Genomic DNA, 20,607 nt, shown 5'->3' with positions numbered 1-20,607 from the left:
CCAATTATAAATACCGTTCTTTTATATGTGCAAAATAGTAGTCGGGATTTAAAGTTTCACCAGTTGCAATATGTAATAGTTCATAATAGGTTAGTAATTTTCCTTTCTGATGAATATTTTCCCTTAGCCAAAATAACAAAGGTTTGAAATCACCTTGTTTTAACTGTTCTCTAATATCAGGAATTGATTTTTTTACTGCCGAAAATAATTGAGCAGCGATTAATGCTCCAAAGGTATAGGCAGGAAAGTATCCAAAAACTCCTGACGGCCAATGTACATCTTGCATTACTCCATTTTTATCATCACCTTTTATTGATAATCCTAAATATTTTTGCATGGATGAATCCCAAATTTCGGGTAAGTCAGCAATACTAATCTCAGAGGAAAAAAGCTTTTGCTCTATTTCATAACGGAGTATCACATGTAAAGGGTAGGTTACTTCGTCGGCATCAACACGAATTAAACCAGGTTGTACTTTTGTATAATGATAAAAAATATTTTCTTCAGTTATATTTTCTACATCCTTGAAATATTTTTGGGCAATAGGTACCAGAAAATGGAGGTATTCCAGACTTCTGCAAATCTGCATTTCAATAAACAAGGACTGACTCTCATGAACTGCCATTCCTAAGGAATGACCAACCGGTTGGGTACTCCATTCTTTTGATAAGCCTTGTTCATATAAGGCATGGCCTGTTTCATGGGTAATTGCCATTAATGAAGATAAAAATTCATGTTCATTGTATCGTGTTGTAATACGTACGTCACTTGAAATGCCGCCACAGAAGGGGTGATGACTCACATCCAGTCGGCCATGATTAAAATCAAAACCCAGACGCGTCATTATTTCCGTGCCCAGTTGTTTTTGCTTTTCTATGGGAAACGATCCTGAAATTGTTTTTATTTGCCGTGTTTTTTGCTTTTCAATAATCCTGGGGATCAGTTTTGGTAATTTATCTTTTAAAGAGTTAAAAATTGGAGTAATCGTCTTACAATCTAAATCTGGAGAATACTCATCAATTAAAACATCCAGAGGGGATTTCCCAAATGTTTGTGATTTAATTTCTGCAATTGTTTTTACTTTTTGAAATAATTTTTCCAGAAAAGGCTTAAACGATTTCCAATCATTTTTTGCGCGTAATTCTCGCCATGCCTGGCCACAAATTAAAGATTCATTAGTAAATTCTTCGACTAAATTTACAGGAATGCAGGTTGCCTGCATATATTCTTTTTCCATCCAGTACAGATTCTTTTGCTGCCATAATGATAAACCTTCAATATCTTTTGCTTGGTTTAGCAAGTCGCCTACTTTTTTATTGGTCAACCAATCATGCTGAACAGCACTTAATGTAGCCAAGGCTTCTGCTCGGGCTTTGCCTCCACCAACTGGCATCATAGATGCTTCATCCCAGGATACAATTGCTGCTAGATTTTCAAAATCATAATACTTTTTAAAATGTTGTTCTAATTGTTTGTATGCGTTCATGTGAATTGTTCTCATTATTCTGTTTCCAATTGCGCAATTTTAAATATATATCCATATTCATATGAGTCAAAATAAATTGATGCTAGATAAAGGGAATTATTTTTTCCTAATCGTTGCTTTGTATTTTGCATATTCAGGATTTTTTATTACTTAGTAACGTTTTCTTTGTGTTTTGAAATGAAAAAATGATTAATCCAGAAACAGATTAAATTGTACAGTTCTACCAAAATTTGTAAATTAACTGTCTCCAAGTTTGTTAACCATGCTTTCAATCGTATCCATGATGAATGCCCTAGGCTTAGTTGAGGAAAATGATCTGGAAGAAAACCTGAGCCAAGAAGAACAAGCTCAAGAAGAAGTAAAATCAACCGAGCAGCAGGAAGAAGTAAGTGACGCAAAAAATCAAAAAGAAGAAGAACCGAACGAAGAGCACGATCGAGGGTACAGTTACTTTATGTAAGATGTAAACTCGAATTCCGCAGCCTTGGCTGCGGAATCACTTTAACCATAATCTCACTTAAAAAGATTCCTATTAATCTCCAAACTTTTTTATTTCCTAGAATGCTCACGATTGCTAATCCACACTAATTTCCTATAATATCGACGCACCTAAAAAAGCGACTTGAAATTAAAAAAAGGAATAATAATGAGTGGTATAAAATGGATGTTAATTGGATTTTTTGCTTCTGCTTCAATGTCCCATGCCAATTTACCTTATTTTCCCTTAGATTTTCCCAGAGATGAAGCGGCTCATTATCAAAATATACCTTATTCATTTGATCGTCTCATTGAATGGTGGTATTTCAATGGCAAGTTGGTGACTGATGAGGGTAGGCATTTAAGTTTTGATGTTGCTTTGTTTAACTCAGCTATCAATGTAAAAGGACGTGTTTATACACAACCCATGCTGCATATGCAAGTAGCGGATTTGGATAATAAAATAGGCTATGGGGTTGCTAAAGACTATTTTCTTAATGAAGGTAAATTTGCTACAGATAAATTAAATATTATCTTAAAAAATGATTACAGCTTACAAAAAAAGATTCAGCAGGGAAAAGAGGTATATTTGTTGAAAGCGGAGGGACGCCAAAATAATACGGTTTTAAAATTCAATTTAGTTTTGGAACCCAATGCACCGTTTTTTTTGATCAATGAGAATGGACTGATGCCAATGGCTGATGATACCAATTCCTATTATTATTCCATACCCCATTTTAAAACAACGGGGAATCTTAAACTCAACGACAAGATTTATCAAATTAATCAAAACCCTGGCGATTCATGGATGGACCATCAATGGGGTGATTTTAATCTGGATGCGAATGGTTGGGAATGGTTGGGGGTTCGCCTGAATAATGGAATCGTTGCTAACATTTTTCTTATTTTCAATTTCAACGGCAACAATGTAATCGGTGGTTTAGCCAATGTCATTCTTCCTTCAGGGGAAAAGCAATTTATTTCTTATCAGGAGATGGAAGTGATTCGTGAGGATTATTGGCTTGACCCAGAATTATCAATTCTTTATCCCACTACATATCGGATTAATATACCCAGTATAGGCCTGTCATTTACTAATGTTGCAGCTTTTCCCGAGCAGGAAAAACATGGTTATTGGGAAGGATATTGCGAGATATCAGGGAACTACAATCAACACGAAGTTTCGGGTTTTTCTTATACAGAAATTGTTTACCAGAATCCAACTTTATCTTTTTCTCCCCGGCTAAGTGGATTTGAGAATGAATAAAATGATCAAACCTCAGTGAGTGCACATCATGGAAGCGAGAATAAATGAGACTATTAATAAAGATGATTAAAAAACTTCTTTTTTTTCCATTCATAATGATAATTTTTTTCATCGCCATTTCAGTGAATGGTGCTCCTGAGTCTAAAGAAATTCAGCTCGAGATAAACAAACTGGCTGAAATCGATAAAATAGGTACTAAAGTAAGCCTTACTCAATTGCCTGCTCCTTGCGATAAGTTATTAACTCAACCTTTAATGACGAAAAGTATCGAACAATATTATGCGCGTAACGCCATTATAAAAATAATATACGCAAATAGAGATCAAACTAGCAATACTTACAGTCGCTCCATCGTAATGTTTGTTGATAGCAACAAAAAACGAAATAAACCGAATATTGCACAAACTAAAAAAGAACTGATGGCAGTTGAACTTGCCTTTATCACTATGAACTTTAATGAACTCCCAAAGAGCATTATAGAAGAAGTTCTGCATACGAATACCCCTTTTGGTAAACTGCTGGTCAAACATCATGTACAAATACTTACTCGAGACCGAAATTATTATAAAATCAGGTGCGACAGCAAATTGGAGTCATTAATCCATTGCAATTTAAATAATTTTATTTATGGGCGTAAGAATACCATTATTAGAGCGGATAATAAAAAATGGCTGGCACATGTTGTAGAGATTTTACCGAATCCTGCCGCAGAAACTTCCCAATACAAGGTCAAAAAAAGTTTTATATAACTGTTTGTTTCAGTGAGTATTAAATGTTTATTATGATATTATTTAAGCCAATAAGTTATTATATTAAAGTCATTGATATTTCATAATACTACTGAATCTAATTGAGATTTTAATTATTTAAAAATAGAGCAAAAGGAACTTGGTGATTTATGTGGAATCAAAAAGCAACAAAACCCTTCCTCATTATTTATATTGGCTTTTTATTTCTTGCAACTTTTTTTATTGTTCCTACCTTCACTAGTTTTTATTATTACGCTTGGGGAAAACACTTGGCTTGGTCCTATTTTGATGGGCCGCCCATGATTGCTTATTTTTTCCATATTTCTCGAGCGATTTTTGGCGAGAAATTTTTTTCAATTAATATTATTGGTTTTTTGTGCTTGATTGCAGGTGCTTATTATATGTACAGGATAGGTTGCCTTTTGCACGATCAGCGAACAGGATTAATTAGTGCGTTGATATGGGTTGCTTTGCCTACTACTACAGAAAGTATTTTCGTTCGTGTTTTATATGATGCACCATTGAATTTATTTACTATCCTGTCTTTTTTTTATTTTGCTCGTTATATTTCATTCAAGCGAATTCTTGATTTATATCTTTGTGCTTTGTTAATTGGCGCCATGCTTTTATCTAAATATACAGCCGCAGTGACTGTGATGGGGATGCTGTACATTGTATTTTCAAAACAGAGACAACTGTTTAAAAGTATGCACTTTTATCTTGCCAGCCTTGTCATTATTCTCATGGTTGCTCCTGTTATTTATTGGAATGCTAATCACAATTGGGTATCAATTACTTATTTATTAAATTTTCACAGTCAAACTCAAAATAATACTACAGCAGCTCATAGTCTCTTAGTACTGTTAGGTTCATTACTGATTAATTATTCGGTTTTTTTATTGTTCGCTGCATGGGGTTGGTTCAAGTATCGACAAACTAAAAACTCATCCGATAACCCGGTTTTGGAACTGACTTATACGGTATTGTTTGTGGGACTATTATTCTGGATTATCGCAACTTTATTAGGCGGTGATACCCGAGCGGTTTACTTAACCCCGCTTGGGATGAATCTTGCCTTAATCACTGGGTTTAACGTTGCACGATATCATTATCAACGCTTTTTCATGATCGTTTACCCCTTCTTTTTAACTTTTAGTATCCTTGTAATTATTGTTAATTCATGGCCAATCGCAACTTATCTGAAAAAGGACGGAGCTTATACGGTACTAAAAAAAGCGATTAACGCGCCAGAAATTATAAAAAAAGGACAACCAGTAGTTACAGGTTATTTTGCTAATGCTGCAGTATTGAGTTTCTTTATGCCCAGCGATCCTGTTTATGCAATTCCTTGCGGTGATATTAATCAATATCAATATTGGGGAGAAGCTTTTTTAGATGCTTTATCTAAAGGAAAAATTGATAAAATTTCTTATATTGATTTTAGAGATACAAAGCAATGTGCAGAACAATTTTTTAACCATTGCCAATCAGTGGCGACATTGTCTCATCATAAGATGATTCCGGTAATCCACAAATTGACCCAACCTATATATTTGTATGTCTATGAATGTTCTTCACCTCGTATACAAACTTCTAATGCATAGATAAAAATGAACTGGTTTTTCACTATCACTTAGTCCCTGGCGTGTCTTGGGTTTGCAATTTATTTTCTCATTCTGGTTTTCTTTTCAATTGCACTTGTAGTTTTATAAAGTAATAATAAATCCCGTTTTCCACCGGTTACAAACATATGGTGTTTGTATTAAGCTTTATTTCTTTAAGGAAGAAAAATGAAACAAAAATTACTCATTGGATTTACTGTTGCCGCACTATCTTTTGCAACAATATCGCATGCAGATTTTACATTTTATTCTAGTGCAAATAGTTGTGAAGATGTTCCTGGAAATTGGGCAGGATCAGGAAAGGCCTCTAATTGGTTAATCGAGTGTGTGTATAATGGATCGGGAACAGTCAGTGCTCTCGATAGTGCTGGGAACTTTAAAATCGAGGTCAGCGCAGACAAACGTTCAGGAAGTATTTTGTGCCCCGACCATCATACCACAAAGCTGGAAGGAGTTTGTGTTAATGGAACGGTTACTATTAAAACAGAATACGGTAACTTAAATGGTATTTTTACAAAAAATTCAGGCAGTGCAAAAGGAGCACTAAATATTTCTCCAGGGGTGGATGTTGATGTGGCAATTCAATTTAAACGTGTAGATTAAAAAATTCTCACCTGGTAGCAGGGAGTTAAAATGACGAGGCTTTGCTAAAGTCCAAGTTTCACTTCGCTGCATTCAGGCTATATGTGCCAGTGCCCAACCTCAGCCAGGGAACGGGCTGTATTTGGCGTATCTTGCGAAAAAACTATCCTAATCAATACTCACATACTGATGTATGCTGCGCTTGCTTAGAAAAATTTTTTCACAACCTACGCTCAAATCCAACCGTTCTAATAAACATTCAAAGGATCTATTCACCTAATTTAATGATTTTTTTAAAGCCACTATATGCTGATATGCTTCATTTATCCGTTCTTGGCTGATTTCTCCAGATTGGACTTTGGTTTCAATTATATTGATGACTTGAGCTGGATCTTGAGCCGGAACAGATAAGTTGTTACCGAACATCAGCATATCTGCCCCGGCATTAATCGCCAATACTAAGGCTTGCTCAAGACCATAATTGTCGCTAATTGCTTTCATTTGCATATCATCTGTAATAATTACGCCTTTGAAGTGCAGTTGATTTCGTAGAAGACCCGTTAATATTTTGTGGGATAGAGTTGCTGGTAATCCAGATGGATCTAATTGACGATTTACAATATGTGCTGTCATGACCATACCGCACGTAACAGGAGAGTTCAGCAATTGCTCAAAAGGATTTAATTCATAAGGTCGCCAAGTATCGGTAACATCTACAAAACCCAAATGTGAGTCTTTGGTAGAGCTGCCATGTCCTGGAAAGTGTTTATAAGCACACTGAATTTTTTGATTTAAGAAATGATATGTATAAATGGTTGCATAGCGTATTACTTGCTTGGGATCGCTGGAAAAGCTTCGATCTTTTTTTCCAATCACAGGATTATCTGGGTTGACGTTTACATCCAGTTCTGGAGCAAAATCCAAATTAAATTCTGCCTTTTTTAAAGTTCGAGCCATGGAGCCGGCTGTGGATTCAGCTTCTTTAGTTTCTCTTTTTCCAACTTCGGCAGCGGATAAGGCTGGAGGAAAGCCATATTGCTCTCCTAAACGATTTACATGTCCTCCCTCATAATCCACTGAAATTAATAGAGGCAATTGCAGTCGATGATGTTTCAAATTACCTTGTTTGGCAAAAAAGTGTAGTTCATGATTAAGTTTTTTTACCTGTTCTGGACTTGCAATATTTTTGTCAAACGTTTTTGTGCGATAATTGTAGTCAAATAAGATGACGCCACCAATATTATTTTCTTCAATCGCTTTTACTATTGCAGATTGTTCATTAATCTTTTTTCCATCAAAGCCAATAAGAAGCATTTGGCCAATTTTATCGCGCAAACTCGTTTCAGATGCAACACCAGCGAGGCAGCTCGTGGAAAAAAGTAAAGCAAGAAATAATGAATAAAAACAGTTCATATGTGGTGCCCATGTATTTACCGAGTGGAGCCAATTTTATCATTAGGTGTTGTTTTGTGCAATCTGATTCTTGTTTTGCCTGTTCTGGCTTAGTATACCTGAATGATGAGAGTTGCTATTATTTCTCTTTTATTAATTAAATAATATAAGGTATAAATTATGATTGCCGCGAGTGAGTACTTTAATAAAAATTGGCAACAATATCAAAGTGCTATTAAAAATAATACATTATATCATCGTGAAATGTTGCAGGCGTTACAAAAATTTCTCGCAACCCATATAGGAAACCGTCCTTTTTCTTTTGTAGATGTTGGTTGCGGGGACAGCAGTACCGTTGTTTCTGTGCTTACTGCAACCTCAATAAAGAAATATATTGGTATTGATGCAGCATCAGATGTTCTAAAAATTGCAGAAAACATGCTTTCTTCACTGGATTGCAAAAAAGAGTTCATTGCAGATCATATGATTGCAGCACTTCCTCGTTTATCCGCTCCTGTCGAGGTGATTTTCACCAGCTATGCGGTTCACCATTTATCGTTACACGATAAAAACAGTTTTATTGCTATGTGCAAACAAAAACTAAATCCTAATGGTTTTTTATTAATGGTTGATGGTGTTCTTAGACCGCATCAAACACGTGATGAGTGGCTGGATGCTTTAAAATCACGGATGTTGGAAAGTGATCCCGAAATAACTGATGATGAAATTGTTGCACGGATGGAGCATCCACGTGCTGATGATCATCCCGAAAAAATTGATACATTTGTCCAAATTGCCCGTCAGCAATCTTGGAGTAACTTTCAAGTTCTTGTAGACAAAGGGATATTTGCTTTTATGGCATTTACCAAATAATTTTCCTGGGTTATGTCTTCGTGAATAGATGCACGCCGTCACGATCAACATCATTCTGCTCATCCTGAGAAACTGAAACATCCTCAAGAAAAATCTAAATTAGAACCTCATTTTCATAAAAAAGAAATAACGTGACTGGAAAGTAAAACTAAGAGCAAATAAATTTCTTAAGCAAAATTATATTGAGGAAAGTTGGCTTTCCCTTTTAAGAAAGGCAAGGCCAAGGAAGTGATTATCTATATCAACGTAATTGACCCAAGCATTTCGCCAGCAGCCTGGATGATATGGAGCTGGTGATGAATTGGGTCCTGGAGCATTTAATACACACATACCATACATATTCCTATGATAACCATGGCCGCATCCTTGAGCTGCACTGGCAATGGACGTATAACCTATGGCGAAGAATAATGAGCTTACTATAATACCTGTACGTAACATTATTGAAATGCTTGAACTTGTATTCATTACATCCTCTTTGACTTTACTTTTTACTCTTTGGGTCGGTTTATTATCGAAGCAGTCATTCTTGAAATACAGGTTAATTTTCCTTTTTCATTAGAAATCTTAACTTGCCAAACTTGAGTAGAACGTCCCAGATGAAGAGGAGAGGCGATTGCTGTAACTACACCATCCTTAACCGAATGAATATGATTGGCATTAATTTCCAAGCCGACACAAAAAAAATGATTCAGATCAATAACGGCGTTTGCTGCAGTACTGGCTACTGTTTCGGATAATGCGACATTGGCACCACCATGAAGAATTCCTATAGGCTGTTTGGTACGCGCGTTTACAGGCATGGTTGCTTTTAAAAAATCATCACCAATTTCAATAAACTTGATGTCCAGAAATTCAGACATAGTATTTTTCCCAAATTGATTGAGATCTTCTAGAGTAATTTCTTTGAACCATATAGCCATGTTATATCCTTTTTATTAAAACCTAAAATAAGATAAACTTTATTTATCCTAAAACCAATAAGAAATTTATGATGAATCAAATATGTATGAGATGTTATATCTCGGGAAAAGTTCAGGGAGTGTGGTATCGCGCTTCAGCACAAAGAGAGGCGAAAAAACTGGGTATCACGGGTTGGGCGCAAAATCTGAGTGACGGGCGTGTAGAAATTTTTGCTTGTGGAGCGGTTGAAAATTTGAAATTATTTTATGCATGGTTGCAGGAAGGGCCGCAACTCGCTGTTGTAGAAGAGTGTACTTATGAAGAGCTCAGTTGGCAGGAATATGAAGGTTTTGATACTTTTTAAGTGCATTTAAATTGTATCCTGTGGGTGAAGGAAAAGCCGTAGCACAGGATGCACTGCGCTGCACCGAGGGTTACACGTAGTGTGCTTTGATAAACTGTTCTATAGATTCAATTAACCGAAAAACTTGATCGGGCACAAATATTTCAAGTTGGGCAAAAACATGGATCATCCCCTTAAATTCTTCTAATTCAACAGAAACTCCTAAAGTTTTTATTTTTTTTGCAAAAGCAATTGCTTCGTCAAATAAAGGATCGTATTCAGCAGCTGCAATGTAACAGGGTGGTAATAATTCCAAATGTTTAAAATACATTGGTGATGCTTGAATTCGATCGCCGCCATTTTTGAAATAATTGTCAAAATACCATTTAACTTTCTCTCGTGTGAGCAAAAATCCATCTCCATTACGTTGATATGATTCATAGTTCATAGAGAAATCAACAGAAGGATAAATTAACACTAATCCTTTAATTGTATGATCACCACATTCTTTCATTTGATGACAAACAGAAAGTGCCAAATTTCCTCCAGCACTATCGCCCGCTAAAAAAACATGGTCCATATTCACTTGAAACTCTTTAAGCAACTCCACTTTTTGTTCGAAAACTGCCATACAATCGAGTAATCCTGCCGGGTATGGATATTCTGGAGCTAAACGGTATCCAACAGAAAGGACTACGGAGTTACTGGCAACAGCAATTCGCCGACAAAGAGCATCATGAGTTTCGAGACTTCCTGATAAATGTCCACCACCATGAAAATAAATAATTAAGGGTAATTTTTTTTGTGGAGCTGGATGATAAATTCGTGTCGCTATCTCATGATCAGCAAGCCGAAGCATTGAATTGCTGATCAGGGGGACAAATAATTTAGGTAGAGCAAAAGCGTCTGCTGTCTTTTCAGCGAGATCACGTACTTCCTCGGGTATAAAAATAGCTGGTTTTGTATTGGTCAAAGCCAGAAAATTTTGTAGTGATTGTGGTATCTGGCCATGCGACATTATTGCCTCCTGCTCCAATTAAAGAATTAAATAGTTAATCTATATCGTATATCACTTCATTATCTTCAGCGAGTTTTGACGAGGTCTATTGTATTATTGGTCTTTGGGGATTTTATTAACAATAGTGCTACAACAAGTAACCAAACAAGGCTTAAAATAATAATAAAACTTAATAAAGGATTGACCATTAAATAGCCCATCACAATGACACTGAGTGTTGCAAAACACATGTTAACAAAACTCATCATGGCTGCGGCGCTGGCTTTGTCCTTAAGTGCATTAGAAGCAACAAAAGAGCCTCCTGAAAATAGAAAACTGCTAAATAGATATAAACTGGCTGTAATAAGAAAAAACCATAATGAGGATTGAGTCCCAAAATACCACATGATTAATAAATTAATTATTCCTGCAGCAACACCAAGAAAACCAATGGTGATGAGTTGGTTTGCTGAAAAACGTGCGAGCAATCGTTTGGCTAATAATCCACCTAAGAGCATCCCAATAATATTAAGGATATTCCAATACCCATATTCAGCTGCCGAAAGTTTCAATATTTTTTCTGAAATTTGAGGTCCAGCAGCAGAAAAGCAGTAGGATATTGCAGAGCAGCAACCTACTACTAATGAAAAAATTACCAATTTTGCAGAAGCAAGTGCAGCATAATAATCGCGAACAATAGTCAAGATATATATAGATTTAGGATGAGTCAATGTTTCACTAAATATACAAGTTCCCCACAGCATTATTAAACCATGTGCGAGTAAAATCCAAAAACATCCTTGCCAATGAAGAAATTCAGTAATTATCCCACCTATGACTACAGCGATACCGATTCCTAGTGCAAAGGACAAAACTGAATAGGCCATGGCCGTTTTGCGTTGTGTTTCGGGTAACCATTCATTAATTAACATGAAGGTGCAGGCAAGCCCACTGGCAGCACCCAAGGCAGTTATCAGTCGTCCGCCTATAAGTAACCAGTAGCTTTCTTGAAGCAATGCGAGCAAACATACAACAAGCCCAATCAGGTTAATTACCAGACCTATACGTAATGCTTTTAAACGGCCAAATCGATTAGCAAGCGGTCCATAAATCAATTGACCAACTACATAGCCAATCAAAAATGCCGAGACTATCCATTCGATAACGCCGGGACCTAAAGCATATTCAGTTTGGATTTTTGGTAAAGCGGGAGTGATGATAGCTGCTGAAACGGATGCAATAGAAATGTAGTTGAGCAACCAAAACAGATTAAATGAGGAAATTTTTTCTGTTGCACTCATGACTATCCTTATGGACTTTTTAAATTAAGGGGTTCATTGTAAGTACTTCTTTATCTGAGTCAACAATTCTTTTTTGTCATGTGCAGAGTTTATTGAGAAATATTCATTCTGAATAAATATAGTAAATTCGAGTTGCATTACTCTATAGGTGCTTTGCGAAATGTCCTGACTATGTTATTTGTTTGATTGTCGATAATCTCACCGCGGATATCATCAAAGTGTCCATTAACTTGAATTAACATCCAGGTATAAAGCTGATCAATATCGTTTCCTGTTTGGGTTGCGATTCTTTCTTCTTTACAGTAGACATTTGCAGTAAATTGTTCGCTCATTTTAAGAATCCTTTAATCCAAACATCATATATATAAGTTTAGCTTTTTTTAACTGTTTCACCACGTTATTTAAGGATATATTGACTATAATTTATATAGGAGGGATTTTCAGGAGATTGTTATGGGTACCAATTTTTTAGCTTCAGCACTAGGTTGGTATTTGGTAATTATGAGCTTACTTTTACTTACACGACGTGAAGTTGTAATCACCGCCATGAGAGAATTGATGGGACAACGAGCGGTTATGTTAGTTGTTGGTATAATCACATTAATTATCGGATTATTAATGGTTCTGAGCCACAACGTGTGGGTAATGGGTTGGCCAGTCATAGTGACAGTCTTTGCCTGGCTAATACTAATTGGTGGTTTGTTTAGGCTCTATTGTCCAGATACTGTGTATAAAGTTTGGAATAAAATGATAAATAAATCGGAAGTGTTTATCGCAAGTGGAGTAATTACATTAGTTATTGGTCTATTTTTATTATATAAAGTTTATTTTGGCTGATAAAATGACCCAAAATACATAGGTCGAATCGAACTTATACCTATATTTCCTGGGTTTTAAGCGGGGTAAAAAATTTATTTTGCCCCCTTAATTAAGCTCTTTGAATGTTACAGATAAACTGGTATAAAAAATAGTAGTTGTACTTTCATATCCGGAGTCCGTACCGAGAATTAGCCATACCTCACCTTTATTATTGGTTCTGGTTGTGTAGCTGGCGAGTTTTTCTTGCATTTCTTCAGTGGGTAAGTAAGGTAATGTCTTTAATCTGTAAACGGAGTTTGCAGTGTCTACCCCAAAGGAACCAATAGTGATCATATCGTTTCCATCAAGAGCTTGATTTCCTTTGTCCAAATTGATTCTGTAATAATTAGAGTCATCCACGTATCGTTGAGGTTTATGAGATACAGCCCCAATTTTTACATAGACTGAATCACCAGGTGAACCTCCTACACCCATAGAGCCCTCAGGAGCATTTGAGGCAAATTCAAAAGAAAAACTGGCGTGATAGGTTGTATTGGGTTTTAAATCCTTTACCTTTTTATAAGCATACATAAATAAATCATCACTATGATTATTGCCTGATATTTTTAATCCATGAAGAGAAGTATTAATTTCATGAGGTAATTTAGCACCGTTTTTAAATTGAAGTTCAAAAAACTTTTCTTTGCCTTTAGGGTAATCAGCGAAAGAGACCTTAAAATTTTCTTTTTTGGAGAAAGTATACTTATATGATTTTATCTCCGGATTATTTAAAGCAAATGCGGAGTAAGAAGCTATTAGAAAAAGAAAAAATAAAACAGATCTTTTCAAGATTTATCCAATTTCTGGTTGATAATGCTGCATTTTAAAATTAAACCTCCAATAGAGCAATAAAGCACTGATGAGCGCACCTAATGACATACCCCACCAGAGGCCAACGCCTCCCCATTGCAGAGGAATTGCAAACAAGTAACCTATAGGTAACGCAACTCCCCAAAAACTAATCATTGAAATCATTAAGGTATAACACGTATCTTTTAACGCACGTAAAGCGCCAAATAGCGAGATGCGGGCTGATTCGAATATTTGAAATACTGCACTAACTGCCAGAAGTTGAATTGCAAAATGTAACATTTCCTGGTTGCCGGGCTCATGAATATCAAAATCAATAGCAATAAGTACTTTAGGGAAAAGCCAATAAATAAGTGCAGCACTAAACATAAAAGTAACTGAGGTAAAAGTACCGATGTAACCTACATGTTTTGCAGTAATTACATCGCCTTCTCCCAATAAATGCCCCATGCGTACAGTGATTGCCTGAGCTATTGAAAAAATAATTGATGTTAAAATACATAAATATTGTAATGTGATCTGATTGGCTGCCAACAATTGATTGCTCAGTGAACCCATAATTAAAATCAATACAAAGAAAAAGCCAATTTCAACACAATACATTATTCCTAAAGGGGCCCCAATTTTGAGTAGCTCAATTAAGTAAAATGGTTTGACATAAGTAAAGAGTAGGCGAGTATAGGGTTTATAGTTTTTATTTGTAAAAATATACCAAGAGAAAAATAATACGGTAATCCACAGACCTATAGTTGTCCCCCAACCTGCACCAGCAATCCCCATGGCTGGTAAGCCAAATTTTCCAAAGATCAGGGCAAAACTAAATAAAATGTTCAATGAGACATTCAATGCACTAAAAAATAGTGCAAGTCGAGTTTTGCCAAGTCCTATAACAAACTCCATGAGTACCACCGTAATAAAATTTGCTAATAACCCCCATGTAAGTGCATGCAAATATGATTCAGTGAGTTTCACTAAAGCTTGGTTTTGGCCAAGATATAAGAGTAGTGGAGCAATATGCCAAAAGAAATAACAGGCAGGAATGGTCAAAATACAGGCTAACCAAAATCCATCTCGAAACACTAAAGAAACTCCATGTTCATCTTGAGCACCATGTTGATGAGCTACTAAGACATTAATCGCATTTAATATACCGATAACAATGATGTTAAATGTCCCAAAGAGCCAGGCCACCAGTGAACCTGCTGCCAATGCATCTTGGTTAACACGAGCTAAGAATATAGTAATAAAAAAGTAAACAGAAGATTGTAATAATCCGGTGAGAATTAGTGGAATAGCTAATCTTAATAAGGATTGAAAATTATTTTTAAATGCTTTCACAACTTTACTGCCGTAGTTTATCCCTTTCGTTATTCGAAAAAATAATACGAGAAGAGATTAAATTGATATGCTAAATAACCTAATTATAGTTGTTACATTTAATAATGAGCATATTTGTGATTCATCCATGTATTAAGTTTTGAACGAAGTATATCAATAATCTTAGCCGATTTGAGCACCGGCTAAGATAAATTCAAGTTAGCAAGTAAGAGAAGTCGATTTAGGTGCTTTAGGACAGTAATCATCATAGAAGCATTTTATGTCTTCATGTAATCCTATTAATTCCTCAATATCATAAATTTCTTTTTGAGCTTGTTTGTTTAACTCATCGTATTTTTCAATGTATTCTTCGAATAGACTCTTTATATCAGGGTCATTCACGCGTTTATCTCTTTGAATTGTTACAATAAAATCATCTAATTCAGTTTTTATTCCCTCATATTCATCTTTATTTCCTAGAATTTTCACTTCGGGATCAGGTTTATTGAGTGCTTGATATACGAGATAGAGTGCAAGTAATCCAATAGGAATTAAAACAATTAAGCCCAAATAAACACCGGCATAAGATGTTTCTTGTTCTGATGCTCGGCATACAGCCATATCTTGATCGCTGCAGGCTGCTATAGTTTGGACTTGCTCTGGAAGCACAGGACACGCTGCTTGCTCAGCGATCAAGTTGGGCAAACAATTTTCTTTTCCTGAAGAGTATTTGTTCGATTCAAAGAAGGATGGACGTAATTTTGATGAGTGATGAGATTTTTGTCTTGGTTGTGGTAATAAGTCAAGTTTGTCCGGTTCTTTGGGTGGCTCCAAACCTTTAAGTGTGTATTGGAATGTGATCCAGCGATGCATCGACTCCATCAATTCATTTAACTCCTGAGCTTGTCCAGAAAGTGTTACGAAGTCAGTGCTTTTTACTTTAGGACCATTTAAATGACCAATAACGTAATTTACTTGTTGCTTAAGTACTTGATTGGTTTTTGTAAGATCGGCTGTGGTTGATGGAAATTGTGCCAAAGTATCTTGATTTTCTATGAATGTGTTTAACTTTTTTGGCTCAGATGTTAACCATTTTTTTAGAAAAGATAAATTTTGTTCCTCATGAATCGCTTTATGATAAGCAAGTGTATTTGCATGAATAATTTCTTCAATATGAATGGATGATTCATCAATAAAATGTTCAATTTGTTTCAATAATAAAGATAATTGCTCCTTAAATTGAAAAACGGTATACACTTCACCAGCTTGTTCTAAGAGGTCCATTGTTTGAGTAATAACTTTTTGAAACTGGTTGAGCTCATTTAAATCAGTTATGGCTTTGGCATAATGATCTAACACTTTACTTTGCATGTTGATTAACTGAAAATTGGGACAATCTTTAAGTTCTTCGCTTGTTAACTGCAATACAGAGATAGGGTTTTCTACGACAGCAGTTGAAATTTTCCCACATTCTTTTACTGCCTGGGTGGGGTAGGCTTTTAAATCAGCTGGCCTATCGATTGTGAAGGTATAAGGATGAGGATTAACCTGATTCGTGTTCAGAGCAAAATGTAATATTCTGTTGCGCTCAGTAGATAATTGCTCAATGGTTTTTGATAATTCACCAAGACGATCTTTTAATAATTGTGATTCAATCTTATGTGTTAACTGTGGGTGGATTTCATCATCAATTACGCTGCGGAAATTAGCTAAAAAAAGTCGATCTGAACCTGCAAAGGGAGAAATGTTTTTTTCAATAGTGCGTACGTAACGGGTGACATGCTCCAGTTGTTCTCTTGCTTGTTTGATATTCGGATTTTGACTTATTCCTTTCAGAATATGATTCAGATCCAATAAGAAAAAATTCATAGGCTGGTTTAAATGAGTTTGGGGCAATGCCTGATTTCTTAATAATAAATAATCTCCAGTTTTTTGCATTAAGTCATATAAAGTAGTCCATTGGAGGCGTTGGCCATCAATAGGCTGAACGTGAAAGTCATCCCGGGTTAAAACGTGACGGGTCCTGAACGCATTAGAGTAAAACCAGGAGTGCTCATAAACATTGATTAAGGCCTGGGAATCATCAGCAAACCAGGAGCTGGGGTTTGATAAATAATCAGGATGAATTCCTGAGTTACTGCGGGTTTTAAGAATCAATATTCTTTGCTCTAATTCTTCCTCAGTATAACAGGACTCCGAGTGGACCCAAAAACGAGATTGATGCTGCTGAGGCTGATATGAGGTGTAATACTCTCTTTTTTCCTTTGCCATACTTCTCACTCCTTGAGATAGAAATAACATGAAATTTATTGTACGGTTGGCAACTAAATAGAATATTTTTGAACCAATTAATTTGATAACATTCTTTACATAAATATGCAACATTGGAGAAATTGACATATTGGAAATATGGTGCAACATTCTGTTTTTTGTTAAATTACATTTTTTAACTTGAACGAGTAACTTATGCCTTCTTTTGATATTGTCTCTGAAACAAATATGGTTGAATTACGTAATGCTGTGGATAACGCTTTGCGTGAGATGGGTACTCGCTTTGATTTTCGAGGAGTAGAGTCAAGTATAGAACTTAAAGATCTGACAGTGACATTACGAGCCGAATCTGACTTTCAGGTCAGGCAATTAGAGGACTTATTCCGTAATCACTGCAGTAAACGTAATCTTGATGCTTCTGGAGTGGATATAGAAGATGAGCCAGTGCATAGTGGAAAATTTTATTCCTTAAATATGACATTTAAGCAGGGAATAGATCAGCCAACAGCTAAAGACATTGTGAAATGTATTAAAGACTCCAAAGCTAAGGTCCAAGCCTCTATTCAAGGAGATAAAATTCGGGTCACCGGTAAAAAACGTGATGATTTGCAGGAAACAATTGCGCTTTTAAAAAAATCAAATATCAAATTGCCGTTGCAGTATGAGAATTTTCGAGATTAATCGTTACTTACACTCATTTTATAATGTATTTTATTGTTAGAATAAATTTGAGTAGTCTGTTTGCAAGCAAACGGACTATTTTTTAATTCACAATTTCATCAATTTTGGCAGAGATCCTTTCTAATAAATAAGGGTCTTTGTTTGCAAGACTACGGGCCACTTTAAGTTGAGCTACTGCTGCTCTTTTTTGTCCTTCCAGAAGTAAGCACTGAGCTTGGGTAAAATAGGCGTAGCCTTTTTGATGTGATTGTGCTTGGGCTCGAGCTAACTCACGACATAAAACAAGATCTTGCTTATATTTCCTACTGCCTTTAAGTAGGATACTTGCTGCTTTTTCATGTTGATTTGCAGCCAATAAACCTTGGGCGTACGCCATAAGTGCTGCATAATTATCCGGGTAATTTTTTTGTATTTCTCCCAATCGGGAGAGTGCTTCTTTATGTTGGAATAACCCTGTTTCAGTTTGTGCCATAGCAATTTGAAAATAGAGATTATTATTTTGTACCAATAAAGGTGTCAAAATGGCAGCTGCTTTTGTATAATTATTATTGTTGATTAAGGTAAGGGCATGACCATATTGGCAAGCATATGCAGGAGTTTTTTTGTTACATTGATGCTCATAATAATCAAGTAACATTTTAGGATCGCGGATGACTGACGTGCGAATTAATTCTTTGACTAAGGGATATTCGAGAGAGTCTATATGTTTTTTGTGTGAAAATTGCGAGGTTCGGTTTTCTGCTTCAGCGATTCTATCTCCATCAAGAGGGTGGGTTCGTAAAATGGCAGGTACGTTTGCAGTGTAATAATAACGAGAATTTTCCTGCATTTTTTTAAAAAAAGCAGCCATACCCTGAGGGTTATACCCTGCTTTAATCAGCATATCGATTCCAATTCTATCCGCTTCTTTTTCTTTAGAACGGGTAAAGTTGATGTTATCTTGGGAAAATCCTGTCATGGCACCCATCATTCCCGCCATCCCAACTGTGGGATTGATGACGCCTAAAGCAGCAGAGGCCAGTATGGAAGCTAGCATGGGGATACGCATTTGTTTTTGATGCTCGATCATTCTGTAGAGATGATGCAAACGCACGTGCGCGATCTCATGGGCCATAACTCCAGCAAGTTCACTTTCACTACTCGTGGTTAAAATAAGCTGTGAATTAATGCCTATATGTCCTCCTGGACCAGCAAAGGCATTGATTTCATTTGATTTTACTATAAAGAAATCAGGTGTTTTAATATGACCTGCATGAGCAAGTTTTTTCCCAATACGGTTAATGTATTGGCTTGCTAAAGGGTTTCGCTCCACGCTTTCCGACTGATTAATTTGCTGTATGAATTCTTTTTCTAATTGTTCCAACTCACTCGTTGAATATGGAGACAGCGCCGCAGAGAAAGAGGGCTGCGCAAGAAAAGTTGCTAACAGTATCCAACAGACGGTTTTCTTAATTTTCAATTTAATCATTAGGCTACTCAAAAATTGAATAATTTGTTATCATTCAAGCATCGTAACTACTCATCCCTTCTCGTTATCCCGAGGCTTATCCTTGGGAAGGCGTCTATTGAGCACGTGAGCAGTTACCATGCATCTTAGAAAGGTACTAAAACAATGCACAAAAAGTTTTTGCTCGCAGCACTTGATCAGGCCCGACTTGGACAAGGCCATTGCGCCCCAAATCCCTGCGTTGGTGCTGTTGCTGTGCAAAATGAAACTATTATAGCACAAGCATGTCATAGCGGTGCAGGGACTCCGCATGCAGAACAATTATTGTTAACACAGATTCCTCCTAAAATTCCAGGGGTTACTCTATATATTTCTCTCGAACCCTGTAATCATTGGGGAAGAACGCCGCCGTGTGTCGATGCAATTATTAATCATGGCGTGGAAGAGGTTGTTTTTGCTTATTTAGATCCCAATCCAGTCGTTGCTAAAAATAATTCTTCAGATAAATTACGTGCTCATGGCATCAAGGTAACTTATTACCCTGTAGATGAAATTACAGAATTTTATAAAAGTTACTCCCACTGGACTTTAACCAAAATGCCAAGGGTAACGGTAAAAATAGCACAAACATTGAATGGTAAAATTGGCCGCGCAGTAGGAGAACGTGTTATTTTGTCAAATACCCAATGCGGGGAGTTTACACATCAAATGCGTGCTGCAACGGATGTAATTCTTACTACGGCCAGAACAATACAACTGGATAACCCTAAGATGAATGTGCGTTTAGGCCAGCAAGAACACGCAAAACCAGTTGCAATAATCGATAGACAGTTGGGTCTTAATCAACAATCCATAATTTTTTCAACAGCAGCTCATTGCCATGTATATCATTGTAATGAGCAGGAAGTTTCTTATCCCACCAACAGTACTTTACATTTAATGCCCATGAAAAATGGAGCAATGGATTTAGGTGCTGTGATCTGCCATCTGGGAGAATTGGGATATCATGATGTTTGGGTTGAAGCAGGAGGTGCTCTTTTTAGTGCACTGCACCAGGAAAAGTTAGTTCATCGAACTTATTTATATATCGTTCCAAGTATTTTGGAGCACGATGCAATTTCAGCATACCAGCAAAGTGGGATATTTGACCGAGAGCATACTATTTCTTGGCATGCTATGGGTGACAATATGATAGCATGTCTGGATTGGCAGGAGGATTAAATGAACACTG

The 20,607-nt window shown here is 36.3% G+C and carries 21 protein-coding genes; 10 read left to right on the top strand and 11 right to left on the bottom strand.

The features are described 5' to 3' along the window. Positions 1 to 4: 4 nt before the first annotated feature. Positions 5 to 1,486: a carboxypeptidase M32 gene (locus Ltuc_RS07820; RefSeq protein ID WP_058521643.1), complete on the bottom strand. Its 1,482-nt coding sequence runs from the start codon at positions 1,484 to 1,486 to the stop codon at positions 5 to 7. A 262-nt stretch (positions 1,487 to 1,748) separates the two neighbouring features. On the opposite strand from Ltuc_RS07820, the gene Ltuc_RS07815 reads away from it, so the two are divergent. From Ltuc_RS07815 to Ltuc_RS07795, 5 genes are all read left to right on the top strand, one after another. Next, positions 1,749 to 1,946 carry a hypothetical protein gene (locus Ltuc_RS07815; protein ID WP_058520719.1) on the top strand — a complete coding sequence of 66 codons (198 nt, stop codon included), beginning with the start codon at positions 1,749 to 1,751 and terminating at the stop codon, positions 1,944 to 1,946. A gap of 186 nt (positions 1,947 to 2,132) precedes the next feature. Next, positions 2,133 to 3,230, top strand: coding sequence for a lipocalin-like domain-containing protein (locus Ltuc_RS07810; protein ID WP_058520718.1), 1,098 nt, complete (start codon positions 2,133 to 2,135; stop codon positions 3,228 to 3,230). Positions 3,231 to 3,274: 44 nt separating this feature from the next. Then, positions 3,275 to 3,979 carry a hypothetical protein gene (locus Ltuc_RS07805; protein WP_058520717.1) on the top strand — a complete coding sequence of 235 codons (705 nt, stop codon included), beginning with the start codon at positions 3,275 to 3,277 and terminating at the stop codon, positions 3,977 to 3,979. A 149-nt stretch (positions 3,980 to 4,128) separates the two neighbouring features. Next, on the top strand, positions 4,129 to 5,583 hold the full coding sequence (locus Ltuc_RS07800) for a glycosyltransferase family 39 protein (protein WP_058520716.1): 1,455 nt from the start codon (positions 4,129 to 4,131) through the stop codon (positions 5,581 to 5,583). A gap of 186 nt (positions 5,584 to 5,769) precedes the next feature. Beyond that, positions 5,770 to 6,204, top strand: a complete 435-nt coding sequence (locus Ltuc_RS07795; protein WP_058520715.1) for a hypothetical protein — start codon at positions 5,770 to 5,772, stop codon at positions 6,202 to 6,204. A gap of 255 nt (positions 6,205 to 6,459) precedes the next feature. Here Ltuc_RS07795 and Ltuc_RS07790 read toward each other — a convergent pair whose 3' ends face one another. Continuing rightward, positions 6,460 to 7,596, bottom strand: coding sequence for a glycoside hydrolase family 3 protein (locus Ltuc_RS07790; protein WP_058520714.1), 1,137 nt, complete (start codon positions 7,594 to 7,596; stop codon positions 6,460 to 6,462). A gap of 159 nt (positions 7,597 to 7,755) precedes the next feature. On the opposite strand from Ltuc_RS07790, the gene Ltuc_RS07785 reads away from it, so the two are divergent. Next, a complete protein-coding gene (locus Ltuc_RS07785; protein ID WP_058520713.1) occupies positions 7,756 to 8,448 on the top strand; it encodes a class I SAM-dependent methyltransferase in 693 nt (230 codons plus the stop codon). A 177-nt stretch (positions 8,449 to 8,625) separates the two neighbouring features. Here Ltuc_RS07785 and Ltuc_RS07780 read toward each other — a convergent pair whose 3' ends face one another. Both Ltuc_RS07780 and Ltuc_RS07775 read right to left on the bottom strand, forming a co-directional pair. After that, positions 8,626 to 8,916: a GCG_CRPN prefix-to-repeats domain-containing protein gene (locus Ltuc_RS07780; RefSeq protein ID WP_238584088.1), complete on the bottom strand. Its 291-nt coding sequence runs from the start codon at positions 8,914 to 8,916 to the stop codon at positions 8,626 to 8,628. A 23-nt stretch (positions 8,917 to 8,939) separates the two neighbouring features. Beyond that, on the bottom strand, positions 8,940 to 9,371 hold the full coding sequence (locus tag Ltuc_RS07775; RefSeq protein ID WP_058520712.1) for a hotdog fold thioesterase: 432 nt from the start codon (positions 9,369 to 9,371) through the stop codon (positions 8,940 to 8,942). 68 nt (positions 9,372 to 9,439) lie between these two features. Here Ltuc_RS07775 and Ltuc_RS07770 point away from each other — a divergent pair, with 68 nt between their 5' ends. Further along, entirely contained in the window at positions 9,440 to 9,715 is a 276-nt protein-coding gene (locus tag Ltuc_RS07770; RefSeq protein WP_058520711.1) for an acylphosphatase, read from the top strand. 70 nt (positions 9,716 to 9,785) lie between these two features. Here the strand turns inward: Ltuc_RS07770 and Ltuc_RS07765 are convergent, their stop codons facing one another. From Ltuc_RS07765 to Ltuc_RS07755, 3 genes are all read right to left on the bottom strand, one after another. After that, on the bottom strand, positions 9,786 to 10,712 hold the full coding sequence (locus tag Ltuc_RS07765) for an alpha/beta hydrolase (protein WP_058520710.1): 927 nt from the start codon (positions 10,710 to 10,712) through the stop codon (positions 9,786 to 9,788). Positions 10,713 to 10,777: 65 nt separating this feature from the next. Beyond that, entirely contained in the window at positions 10,778 to 11,992 is a 1,215-nt protein-coding gene (locus tag Ltuc_RS07760) for an MFS transporter (RefSeq protein ID WP_058520709.1), read from the bottom strand. 137 nt (positions 11,993 to 12,129) lie between these two features. Beyond that, complete coding sequence (locus Ltuc_RS07755; protein ID WP_058520708.1) at positions 12,130 to 12,324, bottom strand: hypothetical protein; 195 nt, start codon at positions 12,322 to 12,324, stop codon at positions 12,130 to 12,132. A gap of 121 nt (positions 12,325 to 12,445) precedes the next feature. Here Ltuc_RS07755 and Ltuc_RS07750 point away from each other — a divergent pair, with 121 nt between their 5' ends. Beyond that, on the top strand, positions 12,446 to 12,829 hold the full coding sequence (locus Ltuc_RS07750) for a hypothetical protein (RefSeq protein WP_058520707.1): 384 nt from the start codon (positions 12,446 to 12,448) through the stop codon (positions 12,827 to 12,829). 87 nt (positions 12,830 to 12,916) lie between these two features. Here Ltuc_RS07750 and Ltuc_RS07745 read toward each other — a convergent pair whose 3' ends face one another. The 3 genes from Ltuc_RS07745 to Ltuc_RS07735 all read right to left on the bottom strand — a co-directional run bounded on the left by Ltuc_RS07745 (position 12,917) and on the right by Ltuc_RS07735 (position 17,248). After that, entirely contained in the window at positions 12,917 to 13,639 is a 723-nt protein-coding gene (locus Ltuc_RS07745) for a hypothetical protein (protein WP_065236211.1), read from the bottom strand. Between the two features lie 3 nt (positions 13,640 to 13,642). After that, on the bottom strand, positions 13,643 to 14,998 hold the full coding sequence (locus tag Ltuc_RS07740) for an MATE family efflux transporter (protein ID WP_058520705.1): 1,356 nt from the start codon (positions 14,996 to 14,998) through the stop codon (positions 13,643 to 13,645). Between the two features lie 198 nt (positions 14,999 to 15,196). Further along, on the bottom strand, positions 15,197 to 17,248 hold the full coding sequence (locus Ltuc_RS07735; RefSeq protein ID WP_058520704.1) for a hypothetical protein: 2,052 nt from the start codon (positions 17,246 to 17,248) through the stop codon (positions 15,197 to 15,199). Positions 17,249 to 17,443: 195 nt separating this feature from the next. On the opposite strand from Ltuc_RS07735, the gene Ltuc_RS07730 reads away from it, so the two are divergent. Further along, a complete protein-coding gene (locus Ltuc_RS07730) occupies positions 17,444 to 17,929 on the top strand; it encodes a YajQ family cyclic di-GMP-binding protein (RefSeq protein ID WP_058520703.1) in 486 nt (161 codons plus the stop codon). 82 nt (positions 17,930 to 18,011) lie between these two features. Here Ltuc_RS07730 and Ltuc_RS07725 read toward each other — a convergent pair whose 3' ends face one another. Beyond that, positions 18,012 to 19,397 carry a M48 family metalloprotease gene (locus tag Ltuc_RS07725; protein ID WP_058520702.1) on the bottom strand — a complete coding sequence of 462 codons (1,386 nt, stop codon included), beginning with the start codon at positions 19,395 to 19,397 and terminating at the stop codon, positions 18,012 to 18,014. Between the two features lie 144 nt (positions 19,398 to 19,541). On the opposite strand from Ltuc_RS07725, the gene ribD reads away from it, so the two are divergent. Further along, a complete protein-coding gene (gene ribD, locus Ltuc_RS07720; protein WP_058520701.1) occupies positions 19,542 to 20,597 on the top strand; it encodes a bifunctional diaminohydroxyphosphoribosylaminopyrimidine deaminase/5-amino-6-(5-phosphoribosylamino)uracil reductase RibD in 1,056 nt (351 codons plus the stop codon). The last annotated feature ends 10 nt before the right edge of the window (positions 20,598 to 20,607 follow it).

It is taken from the genome of Legionella tucsonensis (assembly GCF_001468035.1).
Taxonomy (GTDB): Bacteria; Pseudomonadota; Gammaproteobacteria; order Legionellales; family Legionellaceae; genus Legionella; species Legionella tucsonensis.
The sequence above is the reverse complement of the archived record's forward strand: the minus strand, read 5'-3'. Positions and strand labels throughout refer to the sequence as shown.

Coding starts and splice junctions, on each gene's coding strand:
- Ltuc_RS07805 (WP_058520717.1), top strand. CDS start 3,275: ATGAGACTATTAATAAAGATGATTAAAAAACTTCTTTTTTTTCCATTC.
- Ltuc_RS07730 (WP_058520703.1), top strand. CDS start 17,444: ATGCCTTCTTTTGATATTGTCTCTGAAACAAATATGGTTGAATTACGT.
- Ltuc_RS07800 (WP_058520716.1), top strand. CDS start 4,129: ATGTGGAATCAAAAAGCAACAAAACCCTTCCTCATTATTTATATTGGC.
- Ltuc_RS07785 (WP_058520713.1), top strand. CDS start 7,756: ATGATTGCCGCGAGTGAGTACTTTAATAAAAATTGGCAACAATATCAA.
- Ltuc_RS07820 (WP_058521643.1), bottom strand. CDS start 1,486: ATGAACGCATACAAACAATTAGAACAACATTTTAAAAAGTATTATGAT.
- Ltuc_RS07780 (WP_238584088.1), bottom strand. CDS start 8,916: ATGAATACAAGTTCAAGCATTTCAATAATGTTACGTACAGGTATTATA.
- Ltuc_RS07795 (WP_058520715.1), top strand. CDS start 5,770: ATGAAACAAAAATTACTCATTGGATTTACTGTTGCCGCACTATCTTTT.
- Ltuc_RS07815 (WP_058520719.1), top strand. CDS start 1,749: ATGCTTTCAATCGTATCCATGATGAATGCCCTAGGCTTAGTTGAGGAA.
- Ltuc_RS07735 (WP_058520704.1), bottom strand. CDS start 17,248: ATGGCAAAGGAAAAAAGAGAGTATTACACCTCATATCAGCCTCAGCAG.
- Ltuc_RS07750 (WP_058520707.1), top strand. CDS start 12,446: ATGGGTACCAATTTTTTAGCTTCAGCACTAGGTTGGTATTTGGTAATT.
- ribD (WP_058520701.1), top strand. CDS start 19,542: ATGCACAAAAAGTTTTTGCTCGCAGCACTTGATCAGGCCCGACTTGGA.
- Ltuc_RS07760 (WP_058520709.1), bottom strand. CDS start 11,992: ATGAGTGCAACAGAAAAAATTTCCTCATTTAATCTGTTTTGGTTGCTC.
- Ltuc_RS07770 (WP_058520711.1), top strand. CDS start 9,440: ATGATGAATCAAATATGTATGAGATGTTATATCTCGGGAAAAGTTCAG.
- Ltuc_RS07725 (WP_058520702.1), bottom strand. CDS start 19,397: ATGATTAAATTGAAAATTAAGAAAACCGTCTGTTGGATACTGTTAGCA.
- Ltuc_RS07755 (WP_058520708.1), bottom strand. CDS start 12,324: ATGAGCGAACAATTTACTGCAAATGTCTACTGTAAAGAAGAAAGAATC.
- Ltuc_RS07765 (WP_058520710.1), bottom strand. CDS start 10,712: ATGTCGCATGGCCAGATACCACAATCACTACAAAATTTTCTGGCTTTG.
- Ltuc_RS07775 (WP_058520712.1), bottom strand. CDS start 9,371: ATGGCTATATGGTTCAAAGAAATTACTCTAGAAGATCTCAATCAATTT.
- Ltuc_RS07810 (WP_058520718.1), top strand. CDS start 2,133: ATGAGTGGTATAAAATGGATGTTAATTGGATTTTTTGCTTCTGCTTCA.
- Ltuc_RS07790 (WP_058520714.1), bottom strand. CDS start 7,596: ATGAACTGTTTTTATTCATTATTTCTTGCTTTACTTTTTTCCACGAGC.